Below are 14797 nucleotides of genomic sequence, written 5' to 3'. Positions count from 1 at the left end.
TATCGCGGCCAGTTGTCCACAGGCGGATGACACGAATCGGTAACGGCGGCAAGAATGCGGGTGTGACACCCCGCGGAACTACGCAGCGTGGTGTCCGTGTTCGGGGTGGGCCGGTCCGCGCTGCGGGGCGTCGGCCTGGAAAGCTGGGGAATCCCCCGCTCGTCGAAGAGCGCGGGGAAAGGCCGAGGAGGGCCGGGTGACGACCTATGACGATCGAGCGAGCCTCACTGATCTGACCGCCACTGTGGAGCGGGTCCGCGGTTCGGTGGAGGGAGTGATCGAGGGCAAGCCCGAGGTCGTACGGCTCGCGCTGACCGTACTGCTGGCCGAGGGGCACCTGCTGATCGAGGACGTCCCCGGCGTCGGCAAGACGATGCTGGCCAAGGCGCTGGCGCGGACCATCGACTGCTCGGTGCGGCGCATCCAGTTCACGCCCGACCTGCTGCCGTCCGACATCACCGGCGTGTCCATCTGGGACCAGCAGCGCCGGGACTTCGAATTCAAGCCGGGCGCCATCTTCGCGCAGATCGTGATCGGCGACGAGATCAACCGCGCCTCCCCCAAGACCCAGTCGGCGCTGCTGGAGTCCATGGAGGAGCGGCAGGTCACCATCGACGGGCAGAGCTACGAACTGCCCAGCCCGTTCATGGTGGTGGCCACCCAGAACCCGGTCGAGATGGAGGGCACCTATCCGCTGCCCGAGGCCCAGCGCGACCGGTTCATGGCCCGTGTCTCCATCGGCTATCCCAGCCCGGAGGCCGAGTTGCAGATGCTGGACGTGCACGGCGCGGTGAGCCCGCTGGACGACCTCCAGCCGGTGGCGCACGCGCACGACATCGTCAAGCTGATCGACGCCGTGCGCGGCGTGCACGTCGCCGCGGCCGTCCGCCGGTACGCCGTCGACCTGGTCGCCGCGACCCGTACGCACCCCGACCTCAGACTCGGCGCCTCGCCGCGCGCGACGCTGCACCTGCTGCGCGCGGCGAAGGCGTCCGCGGCCCTGAGCGGGCGGGAGTACGCCCTGCCGGACGACGTGCAGGCGCTCGCGGTGGCGGTCCTCGCCCACCGGCTGCTGCCCACCGCCCAGGCCCAGCTCAACCGCCGCACTGCCGAACAGGTCGTCCAGGAGATCGTGCAGCACACCCCGGTGCCCGCGGCGGCCCAGGCCGGCGGCCTCGGCCCCGGCCACACCACGCCGGAGTTCGGCCGGCACCAGCCGCGGAGGCTGTGATGACCGAGGCGGGGGCCCCGCGCCCGGAGGACGACCAGGACGACAGGGGCGGCGTGCGCACCGCGCTGGCCGGTCTGACCACCCGCGGGCGCTCCTTCCTGGCCGCCGGGATCGCGGCGGCCGTCTGCGCCTACGTCCTCGGCCAGCCCGGCCTGCTGCGGGTCGGTCTGCTGCTGGCCGTGCTGCCGCTGGTCTGCGCGGCCGTGCTGTACCGCACCCGCTACCGGGTGGCCGGCAACCGCCGGCTCTCCCCCGCGCGCGTGCCCGCCGGCAGCGAGGCCCGCGTGCACCTGCGGATGGACAACGTCTCCCGGCTGCCCACCGGCCTGCTGATGCTCCAGGACCGGGTGCCCTACGTGCTCGGGCCGCGGCCCCGCTTCGTCCTGGACAGGGTGGAGCCCGGCGGCCGCCGCGAGGTGTCCTACCGGGTCCGCTCCGACCTTCGCGGACGGTATCCGCTGGGGCCGCTCCAGCTGCGCCTGTCGGACCCGTTCGGCATGTGCGAACTGACCCGCTCCTTCTCGTCGTTCGACACCCTGACCGTCGTCCCCCGGGTGACGCCGCTGCCGCCGGTGCGGCTGACCGGCGACGCCAGGGGGTACGGCGAGGGACGGCAGCGCGCGCTGGCGCTGGCCGGCGAGGACGACGTCATTCCGCGCGGGTACCGCTACGGCGACGACCTGCGCCGCGTGCACTGGCGCTCCACCGCGCGCTACGGCGAGCTGATGGTGCGCCGCGAGGAGCAGCCGCAGCGCGCCCGCTGCACGGTGCTGCTGGACACCCGGGGCGTCGCCTTCCGCGGCGCGGGCCCCGAGTCGGCCTTCGAGTGGGCGGTGTCGGCCGCCGCCTCCGTGCTGGTGCACATGCTGGAGCGCGGCTTCACGGTGCGGCTGCTGACCGACACGGGCGCCTCGGTGCCCGGCGACAGCGCCGACGGGTACGCCGGAACCGGGACGGACTCGGCGGACGCGGCCGGGCTGATGATGGACACCCTCGCCGTGATCGACCACTCGGACGGGGCGGGCCTGTCGCGCGCGTACGACGTGCTGCGCGGCGGCGACGAGGGGCTGCTGGTCGCCTTCTTCGGCGATCTCGACGAGACGCAGGCCGCGGTGGCGGCGAGGATGCGGCAGCGCAGCGGGGGCGCGGTCGCGTTCGTGCTGGACGACGCGGCCTGGACGCGGGAGCCGTCCGGCGCGGCCGGTCCCGCGGACCCCGCTGCCGGGCCGGGTGTGCTGCGGCTGCTGCGCGACGCGGGCTGGACGGCCGTGGGCGTGCCGCGCGGGGCCTCGCTGGAGGACCTCTGGCGGCGGGCGGACCACGAGCGCACCGCCGCCGCCGGCGGCCTGGGCTCCCCTGCCGCGGACGCCGCCGGGTTCGGTGCGGTGGGCGGCTCCGGGGTCGGTGCGGTGGGCGGTTCCGGGCTCGGTTCCGGCCTGGGGGGTTCCGGGTTCGCGGGGTCCGGGTTCGGGGGGCATGGCTTCGGGGAGGGGCGGGGATGAGCGGGCGGGCGCGGCTGGAGTGGAGCGCCGCACTGGCGACGGTGATGGCGGCGTGCGCGCTGCTGCCGCTGGTCGGCTCCTCCCGGTGGATCTGGCAGGCGGCGCTGCTGGTGGCGGTGCAGTCGGGCGTGGGCGCGGCGATGCGGCGGGCGCCGGTGCCGCGACCGCTGACCGTGCTGGTGCAGGCCCTGGTGACGCTGGTGCTGCTGGTCCTGGTCTTCGCCCGGGGGCAGGCCCTGGGCGGGCTGCTGCCGGGTCCCGACGCCTTCCGGCAGCTGATCGACCTGTTGCAGCAGGGCGGCGACGACGTCAGCCGGTACGCCACCCCGGCGCCGCTGACCGACGGCATCCGGCTGATGCTGGTCGGCGGCGTGCTGGTGATCGGGCTGCTGGTGGACGCCCTCGCCGTGACCTTCCGCAGCGCCGCCCCCGCCGGGCTGCCGCTGCTCGCGCTGTACTCCGTGGCCGCCGGTCTGGCCACCGGGGGCTGGGACTGGCTGTGGTTCCTGGTCGCGGCGGCGGGCTATCTGATGCTGCTGCTGGCCGAGGGCCGGGACCGGCTCGCCCAGTGGGGCCGGGTGTTCAGCGGCGCGGCGCCCGCGCCGGGCCGGGAGGCCGCCGGCGCGCCGGCGCCGGTGCGCACCGGACGCCGGATCGGCGCGCTCGCGCTGGGCGTCGCCCTGGTGGTGCCGCTGGCGCTGCCGGCGATGGACGGCGGGCTGCTGGGGCCCGCCGGGCCGGGCGCCGGCGCGCGCGTCGGGGGCGGCGGCACGATCTCCGCGGTGAACCCGCTGGTCTCGCTGCGCGACAGCCTCAACGTCGACCAGGACCGCACGGTCCTGAACCTGCGCACGAACAGCGCGGACGCCTCCGACCTGTATCTGCGGATCGTGTCCCTGGACGACTTCGACGGCACCACCTGGAAGCCGTCCCAGCGGCACATCGTCGGCGTGCCCGACCCGCTGCCCACACCGGCCGGCCTCAGCGGCGACGTCCGGCGCGCGGAGGTCACGACGACGATCTCCGCGGCGAACTGGTACGCGCAGGACTGGCTGCCGATGCCGTATCCGCCGAGCGGCGTGCGGATCGAGGGCAACTGGCGCTACGAACCCGTGGGCATGACCCTGGTCGGCGACCACGGGCAGAACACGCGCGGGCTGACGTACCAGGTCAGGAGCCTGGACCTGCGGCCGACGGCGGAGCAGCTGGCCGACGCGCCGAACCCGCCCGCGGCGCTGAAGCGCGAGTACACCGAGGTGCCCAAGTCGCTGCCGGAGATCGTCGGGATCACCGCGCGCGCGGTCACCGAGGGGGCGGCGAACCACTACGAGCAGGCGGTCAAACTCCAGGACTGGTTCGCGCTGGACGGCGGCTTCCGGTACGACACCCAGGTCGAGGTGGGCACCGGCTCGCAGGCGATCGCGAAGTTCCTGGCGGACAAGCGGGGCTTCTGCGTGCACTTCTCCTTCGCGATGGCCGCGATGGCCCGGACGCTGGGCATCCCCGCCCGGGTGGCGGTCGGCTTCGCGCCCGGCGCGCCGCAGGGCGACGGCACGGTCGCGGTGGGGCTGAAGGACGCGCACGCCTGGCCCGAGCTGTACTTCGAGGGCGTCGGCTGGACCCGTTTCGAGCCGACTCCGACGCGGGGCACGCTGCCCGAGTACACCCAGTCGGACACGCCGAGCACGAGCCTGCCGAACCCGGCGGTGCCGTCCACGTCGGCGAGCGCGGCCCCGTCCGCCTCGGCCCCGGCGAGCACGGACTGCCCGGCGGCGCAGCGGCGGCTCCAGGAGTGCCCGAGCGCGTCCGCGCAGGCGGCGCTGCCCGTCGACGGGGGCGGCCCGCGGTGGTGGGCGGTCGCGGCGTGGGCGCTGGGCGGGGCGGCGGTCGTGGTGCTGCCGCTGCTGCCGCTGCTGTGGCGCAGACGGGTGCGGTCGGTGCGGCTGGGCGCGCACGGGCGGGGTGCGGCGGACGCCGCCCCGCACGCGCTGGCCGTCTGGCGGGAACTGACGGACACGGCGTGGGACTTCGGGATCGCGCCGGACGACTCGCTGACGCCGCGCAGGGCCGCCGAGCGGATCATCCGGCTCGGGCGGCTCGATCCGGTGGCCGCGGAGTCGGTGCAGCGGCTGGCCGCCGCGGTGGAGCAGGTCCTGTACGCGCCACGGCCGCGTCCGGTGGCCGGGCTGGCCGAGGACGCCCGGCGGGCCGCCGCGGGTCTGCGCGCCACGGCCTCCCGCGGCGCCCGCCTGCGCGCGGTCCTGGCCCCCCGCTCCGCGGCGAGCGTCGCCTGGGCCCTCTCGGTCCGCTGGTCGGCCCTGAAGTCGCGGGCGACGGCCCACCGGCCGAGCTTGCGCCGCCCTTCGCGTCAGGAGGGCTGAGGCACGCGTCGCGCGTCCCGCGCGGGGTCTCGCCTCCGGGCGGCGCGCGGCGGTGCGCTCCTGTGGGAGGTGGCTGAAATCCACCTCCCACGGGGAGAGAAGCCCAGCTCGGCGGCTGTGGTCCCCGCGGGTGCGGGGATGGTCCGAGGGGGTCGGTGCGGTCGTAGGTTTTGCAGACGTGGTCCCCGCGGGTGCGGGGATGGTCCCTGGTCCATCATGTCGCCGAGGTACTTCGCCGAGTGGTCCCCGCCGCACGCGGGGGCGGTCCCGTGGTCCTGACGGTGCTGAAGAAGGTCGTCGGGTGGTCCCCAGACCCGCGGGGCACGCCGTCGCCGCCGTCTCCCGCGGCCTGGTCGTCCCCGCGCGTGCGGGGCCTCGCGTCGCCCGGCCCCGGCAGGGCGCCGTGTGCCGGCCCCGGCCGGTTCCGGACAGCCGTGAGGGGCCGACCACGCCTCGCGTAGTCGGCCCCTCACCGTGTCCTGGGTCGGGCCTAGCGGCCCTGTTCGTCGCGGCGGCGCTGCCACCGCTCCTCGATGCGGTCCATCATGGAGCGCTTCGCGCGTACCGGACGGCGGCCGGGCGGGCCGCCGACGGGCTGCTCGCCCGGCTTGGGGGCCTTGCGCCAGCCGGTCACGGCCAGTACGGCACATCCCAGCATGACCAGGAAGCCCACGACGCTCACCCATGTCTGCTGGGTGACCACACCCGCCATGAGGAGCGCGATTCCTACGAGGAAGCCCGCGACCGCCTGGTAGACCCGCCGCCGGGTGTACGTACGCAGCCCGCTTCCCTCGAGCGCCGACGCGAACTTGGGATCTTCGGCGTACAGCGCTCGCTCCATCTGCTCGAGCATGCGCTGCTCGTGCTCCGAGAGCGGCACGGAGTCCTCCTCATCGTGCAGTCGCCGGGGGGCGACCCGGGGGGTCCCTTCAGGATAGGCAGGGAATCGCCCCCGTGAAACCCGCCCCTCTGCGCCAACTGGCCAACCTGATCCGCCACGGCGGGCCCGGCTCGCTGAGGCTTCCATTCCCCGGCGGCCGACCCGTCATGCCGGACGGTCTCCCTCGATCATACGGCGCGGGGTGCCCGAGCGGGGGGCCTGTGGCGCACTCCATGCCCGGCCGGACGGCCGATCGGCGGCCCGCCCCGGGAACGGAGCCCCGGCAACGGCCCCGGGCCTCGGGGACCGCCTCAGGCCTCCGCGGCGGCCGGGGTCTCGCCGAGTACGTGGAGCTGGGTGGCCACGGAGTGGAAGGCCGGCAGCTCGGCGGCGGCCACCTCCAGTTCCAGCAGCGCGTCCAGCGTCCCGGGCTCGGTGTCCACCAGCACCCCGGGCACCAGGTCGGCGAAGACCCGTACGCCGTGCACCGCGCCGACCGTCAGGCCCGCGCCCTCGACGAGCGCGGTGAGCTGCTCGGCGGTGAAGCGGCGCGGCATCGGGTCGCCCTCGCCCCAGCGGCCGTCGGGGTCGCCGAGGGCCTGCCGGGCCTCCTTGAAGTGCCCGGCCAGGGCCCTGGCGAGCACCGCGCCGCCGAGGCCGGCGGCGAGCAGACTGAGGACGCCCTCGGCGCGCAGCGCGGCGACCGCGTTGCGCAGGCCCTCTGCGGGGTCGTCCACGTACTCCAGGACGCCGTGGCACAGCACCGCGTCGTAGCCGCCGCGCTCGACCACGTCGAACAGGCCGTGCGCGTCGCCCTGCACACCGCGCACCCGGTCGGCGACGCCGGCCTCCGCGGCGCGGCGCTCCAGGGCGAACAGCGCGTTGGGGCTGGGGTCCACGACGGTGACCCGGTGGCCGAGGGCGGCGAGGGGCACGGCGAAGTTGCCGCTGCCGCCGCCGGTGTCGAGGACGTCCAGCGACTCCCGGCCGGTGGCCTTGACCCGCCGGTCCAGGGCGTCCCGCAGCACCTCCCAGACCACGGCCGTGCGCAGCGAGGCGCGGGGCCGGGCGGGGCCGGGGCGCAGCGGCGTCGTCCGGTGCTGGTGAGGGGAGACGGGCGGGCGCATCGGGTCCGACACGGCAGTTGACTCCTCGCGGCGGCACCGCCTCTTGCGCGGCGGGGCGATCGGGCTGCCTGCCCGGCCCGGGAAACGGGAGGCGGGAAGGCTTCAGGCACTCTCCACCCTATTGCCTCCGCCACCTGGTCCGCCCGTCGCCTCGGCGCCGCCGCCCTCCCCCGCCCCGGCGCGGGGCTGGGGCAGCACCGGCTGGAGGACCAGCATCCGTTCGACGATGCGGAGGAACATCGCCACGTCCCGTATCAGGTCGTCGGCGTCGCGGCGGCCGGCCGCGCCCTGGACGCCGGCCTCGGCGAGCGCGCGGCGGCGGGCGCCGGAGGCGAACAGTGCGCTCCACTCGGTGAGTTCGGGCGCTATCTCCGGCAGGACCTCCCAGGCGCTGCGGATCCGGGCCCGGCGGCGGGGGCTGGTCTCGGGGCGGCCGCGCGCGGCGAGCACGGCGGCGGCGGTGCGCAGGGCGGCCAGGTGGGCCGTGGCGTAGCGCTCGTTGGGCTGGTCCAGGACGGCGGCCTCGTCGAGTCCGGCGCGGGCCTGGGCGAGCAGGTCGAGGGCGGCGGGCGGGGCCGTGGCCCGGCGGAGCACGGGGTGCACGTCGCTCGCCGGGCCGGTCAGTGAGGGGGCAGGGCCGGAAGCGCGGCGCCGGCTGGCGGCTGCGGACGAGTTGGCCATGACGAACCTCCTGTCGTCTGGGTCACGGCACGGGTGCCGTATGTGCCCATCGTGAGGTATGCCACTGACAATCCGTTCTGACCTGGACTTTTGCTTGGATCGCAGAATCGGGGGTAGTTTTTGCACTGACCAGTCAGTTCAAAAAATCCAGGGGAGGGGAAGACCCGTGGACCAGAGCCCGCGCGAGACCGCGTACGGCGCCCCGCGCGGTCTCGCCGTCACGGCCCGCGGCTTCGGACTGCGCGGGCCGCGCGGCTGGGCGTTCCGCGACGTGGACGTCGACGCGGCGCCCGGTTCGCTGATCGCCGTCGAGGGGCCGTCCGGCTCCGGCCGCACCTGTCTGCTGCTGGCCCTCACCGGGCGGATGAAGCCCACCGAAGGGGTGGCCGAGGTGGGCGGTCTCAAACCGCCCCGGCGCATGTCCGCGCTACGCCGGGTCAGCGCGCTCGCCAACGTCGCCGGCGTCACCGACCTCGAACCGGCCCTGACCGTCGGCGAGCACCTGCGTGAACGGGCGCTGCTCCAGCGCCGGTTCGGCGCCGCGCCGCGCGCCCTGCTGCGCTCGCGCGCCCGGCGGCGGGCCGAGGCGCGGGAGGCGACGGAGGCGGCGCTGACGGCCGCCGGGCTCGACGTCGCCGCGCTGCCCAAGGGCCCCCGGACCGCAGTGCGGGACCTGGAGCGCCTGGAGGAGCTGCGCCTGTCGATCGCCCTCGCCCTGATGTCCGGGCCGCGGCTGCTCGCCGTGGACGACGCCGACCACAAGCTCTCCGGCGCCGAACGGGCCGAGGTGTGGGAGCTGTTGGGCTCCCTGGCCGCGTCCGGCACGACCGTGCTGGCGGTGTGCTCCGAGGCGCCCGAGGACGCGGTGGTCGTCTCCACCGCCGGCCCCGCGAAGCCGGGGACGGCGGACGACGACGGGACGCCCGCCGGCGACACCGCCGAGACCGGCGGACCGGCCGCGGACGACTCGGCCGCCGGGGACGGCACGCCCGCCGACGCCGTCCTCGAGGACGGCGAGAGGGCCGAGCACGGCGGGGCCGCCGCCCACGGCGGGACCGCCGAGCGGCGCACGCCCGCCGACGGCCGCACGACCACCCGGGGCGGCGTGCCCGCCGCCGAGGACGAGGAGGGGGCGGCCGATGCGCTCGCCGAAACTGGCCGCTCTTGAGCTGAGGCGCTTCGGCCGCGGGAAGCTGCCGCGCGCCGCCCTGGTCGCGCTGCTCGTGCTGCCGCTGCTGTACGGCGCGCTGTACCTGTGGTCGTTCTGGGACCCGTACGGCCGCTTGGACCGGGTGCCGGTGGCGCTGGTGAACGAGGACCAGGGCGCCACGGCGGCCGGCCGCGAGATCACCGCCGGCGACGACCTCACCAGGGAGCTGCTGAAGAGCGAGGTGTTCGACTGGCACCGGGTGAGCGCCGCCGAGGCCCGCCGGGGCGTCGAGGACGGCACGTACTACCTCTCGCTCACCATGCCCGCCGACTTCAGCGAGCGGATCGCCTCCAGCGCGGGCGGCTCCCCCGAGACCAGCGCACTCCAGGTGCGGACGAACGACGCCAACAACTACATCGTCGGACAGATCTCGCGGACGGTGTTCAACGAGGTCCGCAGCGCCGCGTCCACCAAGGCGTCGCGGTCCTTCCTGGACCGGATCTTCATCTCGTTCTCCGACATCCACGGGCAGACCGTCAAGGCCGCGCAGGGCGCCGACCAGCTGAGCGGCGGCATCGGCAAGGCGAAGAAGGGCTCCCAGGACCTCGCCGACGGGCTGACGGAGGCCCAGAAGGGCAGCGGCAAGCTGGCCAAGGGCCTGCGCAGGCTCGACACCGGCGCGGGCGACCTGGAGTCCGGCTCGCGGCAGGTCGCCGACGGCACCCAGACCCTGGCCGACAAGGTCAACGGGGTGGACGCGAAGGCCGGGCCGTATCTGAAGGGCAACGAGAAGAAGATCGGCGACTCCGCCCGGCTGGTCGCCGACTCGGCCAAGGCGATCCGCCGCAACCTCGACACGCTGGTGGACAAGGCCCCGGGCGCCGCCCGGCTCGCCCACGCCTCCGCCGCCGTCCTGGACGACATCTACGCCCGCCGGTGCGCCGGGCCCGGGACCGCCCTCCCCGACCCCGCCTGCCCCGATCTGAAGAAGGCCAAGGAGTCCGCCGCCGACGTGGCGACCGTCGCCGACGACGTCAACACGCTGATCAAGGACAACGACGGCGACCTGAAGAAGCTCGACACCGACCTCGCGGCCCTCCAGAAGCAGTCCCAGGCGCTCGCCGACCGCGCGCCCCACCTGTCCGAGGACCTGGACGACGCCGTCAAGAAGATCAACCAGCTCAACCAGGGCGCCGCCCGGGTCGCCGCGGGCGCGAAGAAGCTGCACACCGGGATCGGCACCGCCAAGACCGGCGCCGCCGACCTGGACGCCGGCGTGGGCAAGCTGAAGACGGGCGCCGTGGATCTGAACGGCGGCATGTACAAGCTGGCCGACGGCTCCGGCAAGCTGGCCGGCGGGCTGCACTCGGGCGCGAAGAAGATCCCGGACTACGACAAGCAGGACCGCGACCGGCGCACCGACGTGATGGCCGACCCGGTCCAGCTGGCCTCCCGGGACCTGCACCACGCGCCCAACTACGGCACCGGTTTCGCCCCGTACTTCATCCCGCTGTCGCTGTGGGTGGGCGCCATGGTGGCGTACATGCTGATCCCGCCGATGAACCGGCGGGCGCTGGCCGCGGGCGCCTCCGCGTGGCGGATCGCGCTGGCCGGCTGGCTGCCGGTGGCGGCGGTCGGGGTGCTCCAGACGGCGGCGCTGATGGCGGTGCTGCACTGGGGGGTCGGGCTGGAGATGACCCGCGCGGGAGGCACGATCGCCTTCCTGTTCCTGGTGGCGGCGTGCTTCGCGGCGATCGTGCAGTGGCTGAACGCGCGCTTCGGACCGGCCGGCCGCATCCTCGTGCTGGCGCTGCTGATGCTCCAGCTGACCTCCGCCGGCGGCACCTACCCGGTGCAGACCAGTCCCGGCTTCTTCAACGCGCTGCATCCCTTCCTGCCGATGAGCTACGTCGTGGACGCCCTCCGGAGGCTGATCACCGGCGGCGGGCTCGGTCCGGTGTGGACGGCGTGCGCGGTGCTCGCGGGCTTCACCGCGGCGGCGCTGGCGCTGACCGCGCTGGCGGCCCGGCGGCGGCAGGTGTGGACCCTGGACCGGCTGCACCCGGAGCTGAGCCTGTGAACCGCCCGCCCGCCTCGCCTTCCGCACCCGTCGAGCCCGCCGGGCGGCCCGCACCTGTGAGAATCAAGGCCATGGAACGCAGCAGCACCACGCCGGCCGGCAGCACCCGCCGGGAGGCCACCCGGCAGAAGCTCTACGAGGCGGCCGTCACGCTCATCGCCGAGCAGGGCTTCTCCGCGACCACGGTGGACGAGATCGCCGAGCGCGCCGGCGTGGCCAAGGGCACGGTCTACTACAACTTCGCGAGCAAGTCGGTCCTCTTCGAGGAGCTGCTGCGGCACGGGGTGGGCCTGCTCACCGCCTCCCTCAGGGAGGCGGCCGAGGGGACCGAGCGGGCGGGCGGCAGCCGGGTCGACGCCCTGGACGCGATGGTCCGGGCCGGTCTCGTCTTCATCGACCGCTACCCCGCCTTCACCCAGCTGTACGTGGCCGAGCTGTGGCGCACCAACCGGGCCTGGCAGTCCACGCTCATGGTGGTCCGGCAGGAGGCGGTCGCGGTCGTGGAGGGGGTGCTGCGCGAGGGGGTGGCGCAGGGCGAGTTCAGCGACGAGATCGATGTGCCGCTGACCGCCGCCGCGCTGGTGGGCATGGTGCTGGTGGCCGCCCTGGACTGGAAGTCCTTCCAGCCCGAACGCTCCCTGGACGATGTCCACGCGGCGCTCTCACGGCTGCTCCAGGGCCGGGTGAGCGGCGCCCGCTGACGATTCGTCGACCGCCCTGCCGGGGGTGTACGGCACAACTGGGGGCGTACGACCCTGCTGAGGGCGTACGGCAGTGCGCGGGCGTGCACGAGAGCGCCGGTGCGCCGTGGCCGGCGTTCCCCCGCGGCCACCGCGCTCCGGCGCTCCTGTCCCGCCCCCGTTCCCCCGTCGGGCCCCCGTCGGTCGTCCGGGTCCCCCGTGCCTCGCTTCCGCCGACGCGAGCCGGCGGAAGGAGCGGTCCAGGGCGGCGCCGGTTCCGCCGCCCCGTGTCGGCGGTACCGGCGCCGTGCCCCTTCCCGTGCCTCCACTCTCGCCTCCCGACGGTCCCGCCCCCATCCGCGCGCGTACTCATCTGTGCGGCTAGGTACGGGTACTCAGCACCCCGCGCCCCGCCCCGGCCGACGGGCCGCCGAGGGGCGAATGCGCTGGTCACGGCCCCGCGGCGGGCATTGTCGGTGGTGGTCGGTAAAGTCCCCGGCATGGCACGGATTGCGGTGATCGGCGCCGGGACGGGCGCGATGGCTGCCGCCGCCCGGCTGGCCGTCGCGGGCCACCGGGTGACGGTGTACGAGCGGACGGAGACGTACGGCGGCGGGGTGCGCCGCTTCGAGCGGGACGGTTTCGCCTTCGACACCGGCCCCGCGCTGCTCCCGCTGCCCGCGGTCCACCGCGACCTGTTCGTCAAGACCGGCAAGGAGCCGCTGGAGGACGTCGTCGAGCTGGTCCAGGTCGATCCCTCGGTCCGGCACGTCTTCGCGGACGGCACCGCCGTGTCCCTGCCGAACGCGTCCCGCGCGGGCGTGGTCGCGGCCCTGGACGAGGCGCTGGGTGCGGGGGCCGGGCAGCGCTGGGGCGACTTCCTGGTGCGGGCGCGCGAGGCCTGGGACCGCACCCGCAGACCGCTCCTGGAGGAGCCGCTGTGGCCCAACTGGCCGGTGCTGGCCGAGCGCGAGCCCTATCCGGCGGTGCCGCACAAGCGTCTGCTGCGCACCCGCCGGGCGGGCACGCTCGCCGAGGTCGGCGCCTGGGAGCTGCGCGACGCCCGTCTCGCCGCGCTCCTGGAGAGCCACGCGCTCGCCTGCGGCCTCGATCCGCGGACGGCCCCGGCGAGCGCGGCCGTGCTGCCGTACATGGAGCACGCCTTCGGCACCTGGTACGTCCGGGGCGGGCTGCGCGAGCTGGCCCGCGCGGTGTACGAGCGGTGCGTGGCGCGCAGGGTGGAGTTCGTCTTCGGCGCCGAGGCCGTGCGGATCGCCGAGCGGGACGGCCGGGCGGCGGGCGTGGAGTTCGCCGACGGGACGGCGGCGGAGGCGGAGTTCGTGGTCGCCGGCGTCCCGCCCGAGACGCTGGACCGGCTGACCGGGCGGACGGCGGTCCGGGAGCCGGGCGGGGTGCCGGCGCAGCGCGGGCTGCCGAGCCGGCTGACGGTGCTGCTGGCGCTGCGCGGCGGCCGCCCCGAGGGAACGGCCCACCGGACCGTGGTGCACACCCCGGACCGCGCGGCCGAGCTGGACGCGCTGTTCGGCACGGCTCCCGCGCCGCCCGCGCCGCCGACGGTGGCCGTGACGCGGCCCGGCGACCCGGCGCTGGTCCCGGACCCGGAGCACGAGGCCGTCACGCTCACGGCCACGGTCCCGGCGGGCGGCGGCGATCCGGCGGGCCGCGAGGCGCTGGAGGCGCGGGCCGAGCGCATGATCGCGGCGGCCGAGCGGGCCGTGCCGGGGCTGCGGGAGCGCATCCTGTGGCAGGAGGTGCGCGGACCGGCCGACATCGAGCGGGAGACCGGCGCGCCGGGCGGCGCGGTGCCCGCCCCGGCGCTCGCCGCGGCCGGCGGCCGGCTGCTGCACCCGGCCAACTCCACGGCGCTGCCCGGGCTGTTCACCGTGGGCGGCTGGTCGCATCCCGGCGGCGGGCTGCCGCACGCGGGGATGTCGGGCGCGCTGGTGGCCGGACTGATCGTGGAGGGACCGGAGTTCCGCGGCTCCCAGTGAGCGGGCTCGGTCAGCGGGCTCGGTGAGCGGGGCCCGGCGGTGCGTCCGCCGGGCTCACCGGCTCAGAAGCGGTACTGCTCGTCGTAGCCCGGGGCGTGCGGGGCCGGGTTCTGGTTCTGGCCGTCGCCCTGGTACGGGTAGGGCTGCTGCTCGGGCGGGAGCGCGCCGCCGTGCGGGTCGTCGGCGCGCTGCTGCGGGACCCACACCCCGGCGGCCGGGGTCTCGCCGCCGTAGCCGCCGGTCGTGTACGGCGCCTGGGCGCCGCCCTGGCCGTAGGACGGGTCGTAGGAGGCGCCGCCGTAGCCGGACTGGTCGCCGAGGTAGGGGTCGGTGTAGCCGGTGTAGCCCTGGCCCGCGCCGTCGTAGCCGTAGCCCTGCTGGCCGTAGCCGGAGTAGTCGTAGCCGTAGCCCTGGTCGGCGCCCTGTGCGGCGGTGGCGTACTGGTCCTGGGCGGGCCGGGGGTCGTAGACGCCGTAGGAGCCGGTGTCGTCGGGCAGGGGCTGCGGCTCGTACACGGCGGTGGCGTCGTCGCCCGCGGCCTGCAGGGGGCGGGCGGGGGCGAACACGTCGTCGCGGTCGTAGTCGTCGTCGTGCCCGTACGCCGGGACGTCGTGGCCAGGCGGGGCGTCCGCGCCGGTCGCCGGGTCCGTGCCGTCCTCGAGGTGCGCGCCGTCCGCGTCGGCGTGGCCGGTGCCGTAGCCGTCGGCGGTGTCGAGGCCGGCGCTCTCCGGGTCCTCGCCCTTCTTCTTGCGCTCGGCGCGGCCCCGGCGGCGCTTGGCGCCGCTCTCCGCGCCCGGGCCGGGCCGGCTGACCGCCCAGCCGGCGGCGAAGCCGCGGCGGAAGGACAGCGTGACGAACGTCTGCCCCACCGCGAACGCGGCCGTGCCCAGCGCGATGACCAGGACGGAGGGCATCAGCACACCGACCACCACACACAGGAAGCCGGCGAAGGCGAGCAGCCGCCAGCGCAGCCGCGCCTTGTACTGCAACAGCACCTCGCCGAGCAGCCACAGCGCGACGACGCCGAACGCGATGTAGAGGACCGTCCAGCCCATGTACGCCCCTCTCCCAGT

Annotated in this window: 11 protein-coding genes; 7 read left to right on the top strand and 4 right to left on the bottom strand. The window is 75.7% G+C overall.

All coding sequences use genetic code 11. From position 1 onward, the window contains the following. The first annotated feature begins 196 nt into the window (after positions 1-196). The 3 genes from K7787_RS05555 to K7787_RS05545 are packed head-to-tail and all read left to right on the top strand — an operon-like array spanning position 197 to position 5114. Positions 197-1231: an AAA family ATPase gene (locus K7787_RS05555; protein ID WP_027758502.1), complete on the top strand. Its 1035-nt coding sequence runs from the start codon at positions 197-199 to the stop codon at positions 1229-1231. Further along, positions 1231-2733 carry a DUF58 domain-containing protein gene (locus tag K7787_RS05550; RefSeq protein WP_223000660.1) on the top strand — a complete coding sequence of 501 codons (1503 nt, stop codon included), beginning with the start codon at positions 1231-1233 and terminating at the stop codon, positions 2731-2733. The genes K7787_RS05555 and K7787_RS05550 overlap by 1 nt, the downstream gene beginning before the upstream one ends. Further along, positions 2730-5114 (top strand): transglutaminase TgpA family protein, encoded by a 2385-nt coding sequence (locus tag K7787_RS05545; protein WP_223000659.1) that lies wholly within the window; start codon positions 2730-2732, stop codon positions 5112-5114. Before K7787_RS05550 ends, K7787_RS05545 begins: the two co-directional genes overlap by 4 nt. A gap of 490 nt (positions 5115-5604) precedes the next feature. Here K7787_RS05545 and K7787_RS05540 read toward each other — a convergent pair whose 3' ends face one another. The 3 genes from K7787_RS05540 to K7787_RS05530 all read right to left on the bottom strand — a co-directional run bounded on the left by K7787_RS05540 (position 5605) and on the right by K7787_RS05530 (position 7802). After that, on the bottom strand, positions 5605-5994 hold the full coding sequence (locus K7787_RS05540; RefSeq protein ID WP_019984418.1) for an SCO2097 family morphological protein: 390 nt from the start codon (positions 5992-5994) through the stop codon (positions 5605-5607). 311 nt (positions 5995-6305) lie between these two features. Then, on the bottom strand, positions 6306-7133 hold the full coding sequence (locus K7787_RS05535) for a methyltransferase (protein WP_169436609.1): 828 nt from the start codon (positions 7131-7133) through the stop codon (positions 6306-6308). Between the two features lie 90 nt (positions 7134-7223). Beyond that, positions 7224-7802: an SAV_6107 family HEPN domain-containing protein gene (locus tag K7787_RS05530; protein ID WP_019984420.1), complete on the bottom strand. Its 579-nt coding sequence runs from the start codon at positions 7800-7802 to the stop codon at positions 7224-7226. A 166-nt stretch (positions 7803-7968) separates the two neighbouring features. Between K7787_RS05530 and K7787_RS05525 the strand changes: the two genes are divergently transcribed. The 4 genes from K7787_RS05525 (at position 7969) to K7787_RS05510 (ending at position 13724) form a co-directional block, all read left to right on the top strand. After that, a complete protein-coding gene (locus K7787_RS05525; protein ID WP_223000658.1) occupies positions 7969-8970 on the top strand; it encodes an ATP-binding cassette domain-containing protein in 1002 nt (333 codons plus the stop codon). Continuing rightward, positions 8942-11032 carry a YhgE/Pip family protein gene (locus tag K7787_RS05520; protein WP_164387784.1) on the top strand — a complete coding sequence of 697 codons (2091 nt, stop codon included), beginning with the start codon at positions 8942-8944 and terminating at the stop codon, positions 11030-11032. The genes K7787_RS05525 and K7787_RS05520 overlap by 29 nt, the downstream gene beginning before the upstream one ends. A gap of 71 nt (positions 11033-11103) precedes the next feature. After that, on the top strand, positions 11104-11733 hold the full coding sequence (locus K7787_RS05515; protein WP_019984423.1) for a TetR/AcrR family transcriptional regulator: 630 nt from the start codon (positions 11104-11106) through the stop codon (positions 11731-11733). Positions 11734-12212: 479 nt separating this feature from the next. Continuing rightward, a complete protein-coding gene (locus K7787_RS05510) occupies positions 12213-13724 on the top strand; it encodes a phytoene desaturase family protein (RefSeq protein WP_223000657.1) in 1512 nt (503 codons plus the stop codon). Between the two features lie 62 nt (positions 13725-13786). Here the strand turns inward: K7787_RS05510 and K7787_RS05505 are convergent, their stop codons facing one another. Then, on the bottom strand, positions 13787-14779 hold the full coding sequence (locus tag K7787_RS05505) for an SCO2102 family sporulation regulator (protein WP_223000656.1): 993 nt from the start codon (positions 14777-14779) through the stop codon (positions 13787-13789). Between the last annotated feature and the right edge of the window lie 18 nt (positions 14780-14797).

This window comes from Streptomyces sennicomposti (genome assembly GCF_019890635.1).
Taxonomy (GTDB): Bacteria; Actinomycetota; Actinomycetes; order Streptomycetales; family Streptomycetaceae; genus Streptomyces; species Streptomyces sennicomposti.
Note: the sequence above shows the minus strand (reverse complement) of the source record. Positions and strands in the feature narration are given on the sequence as shown.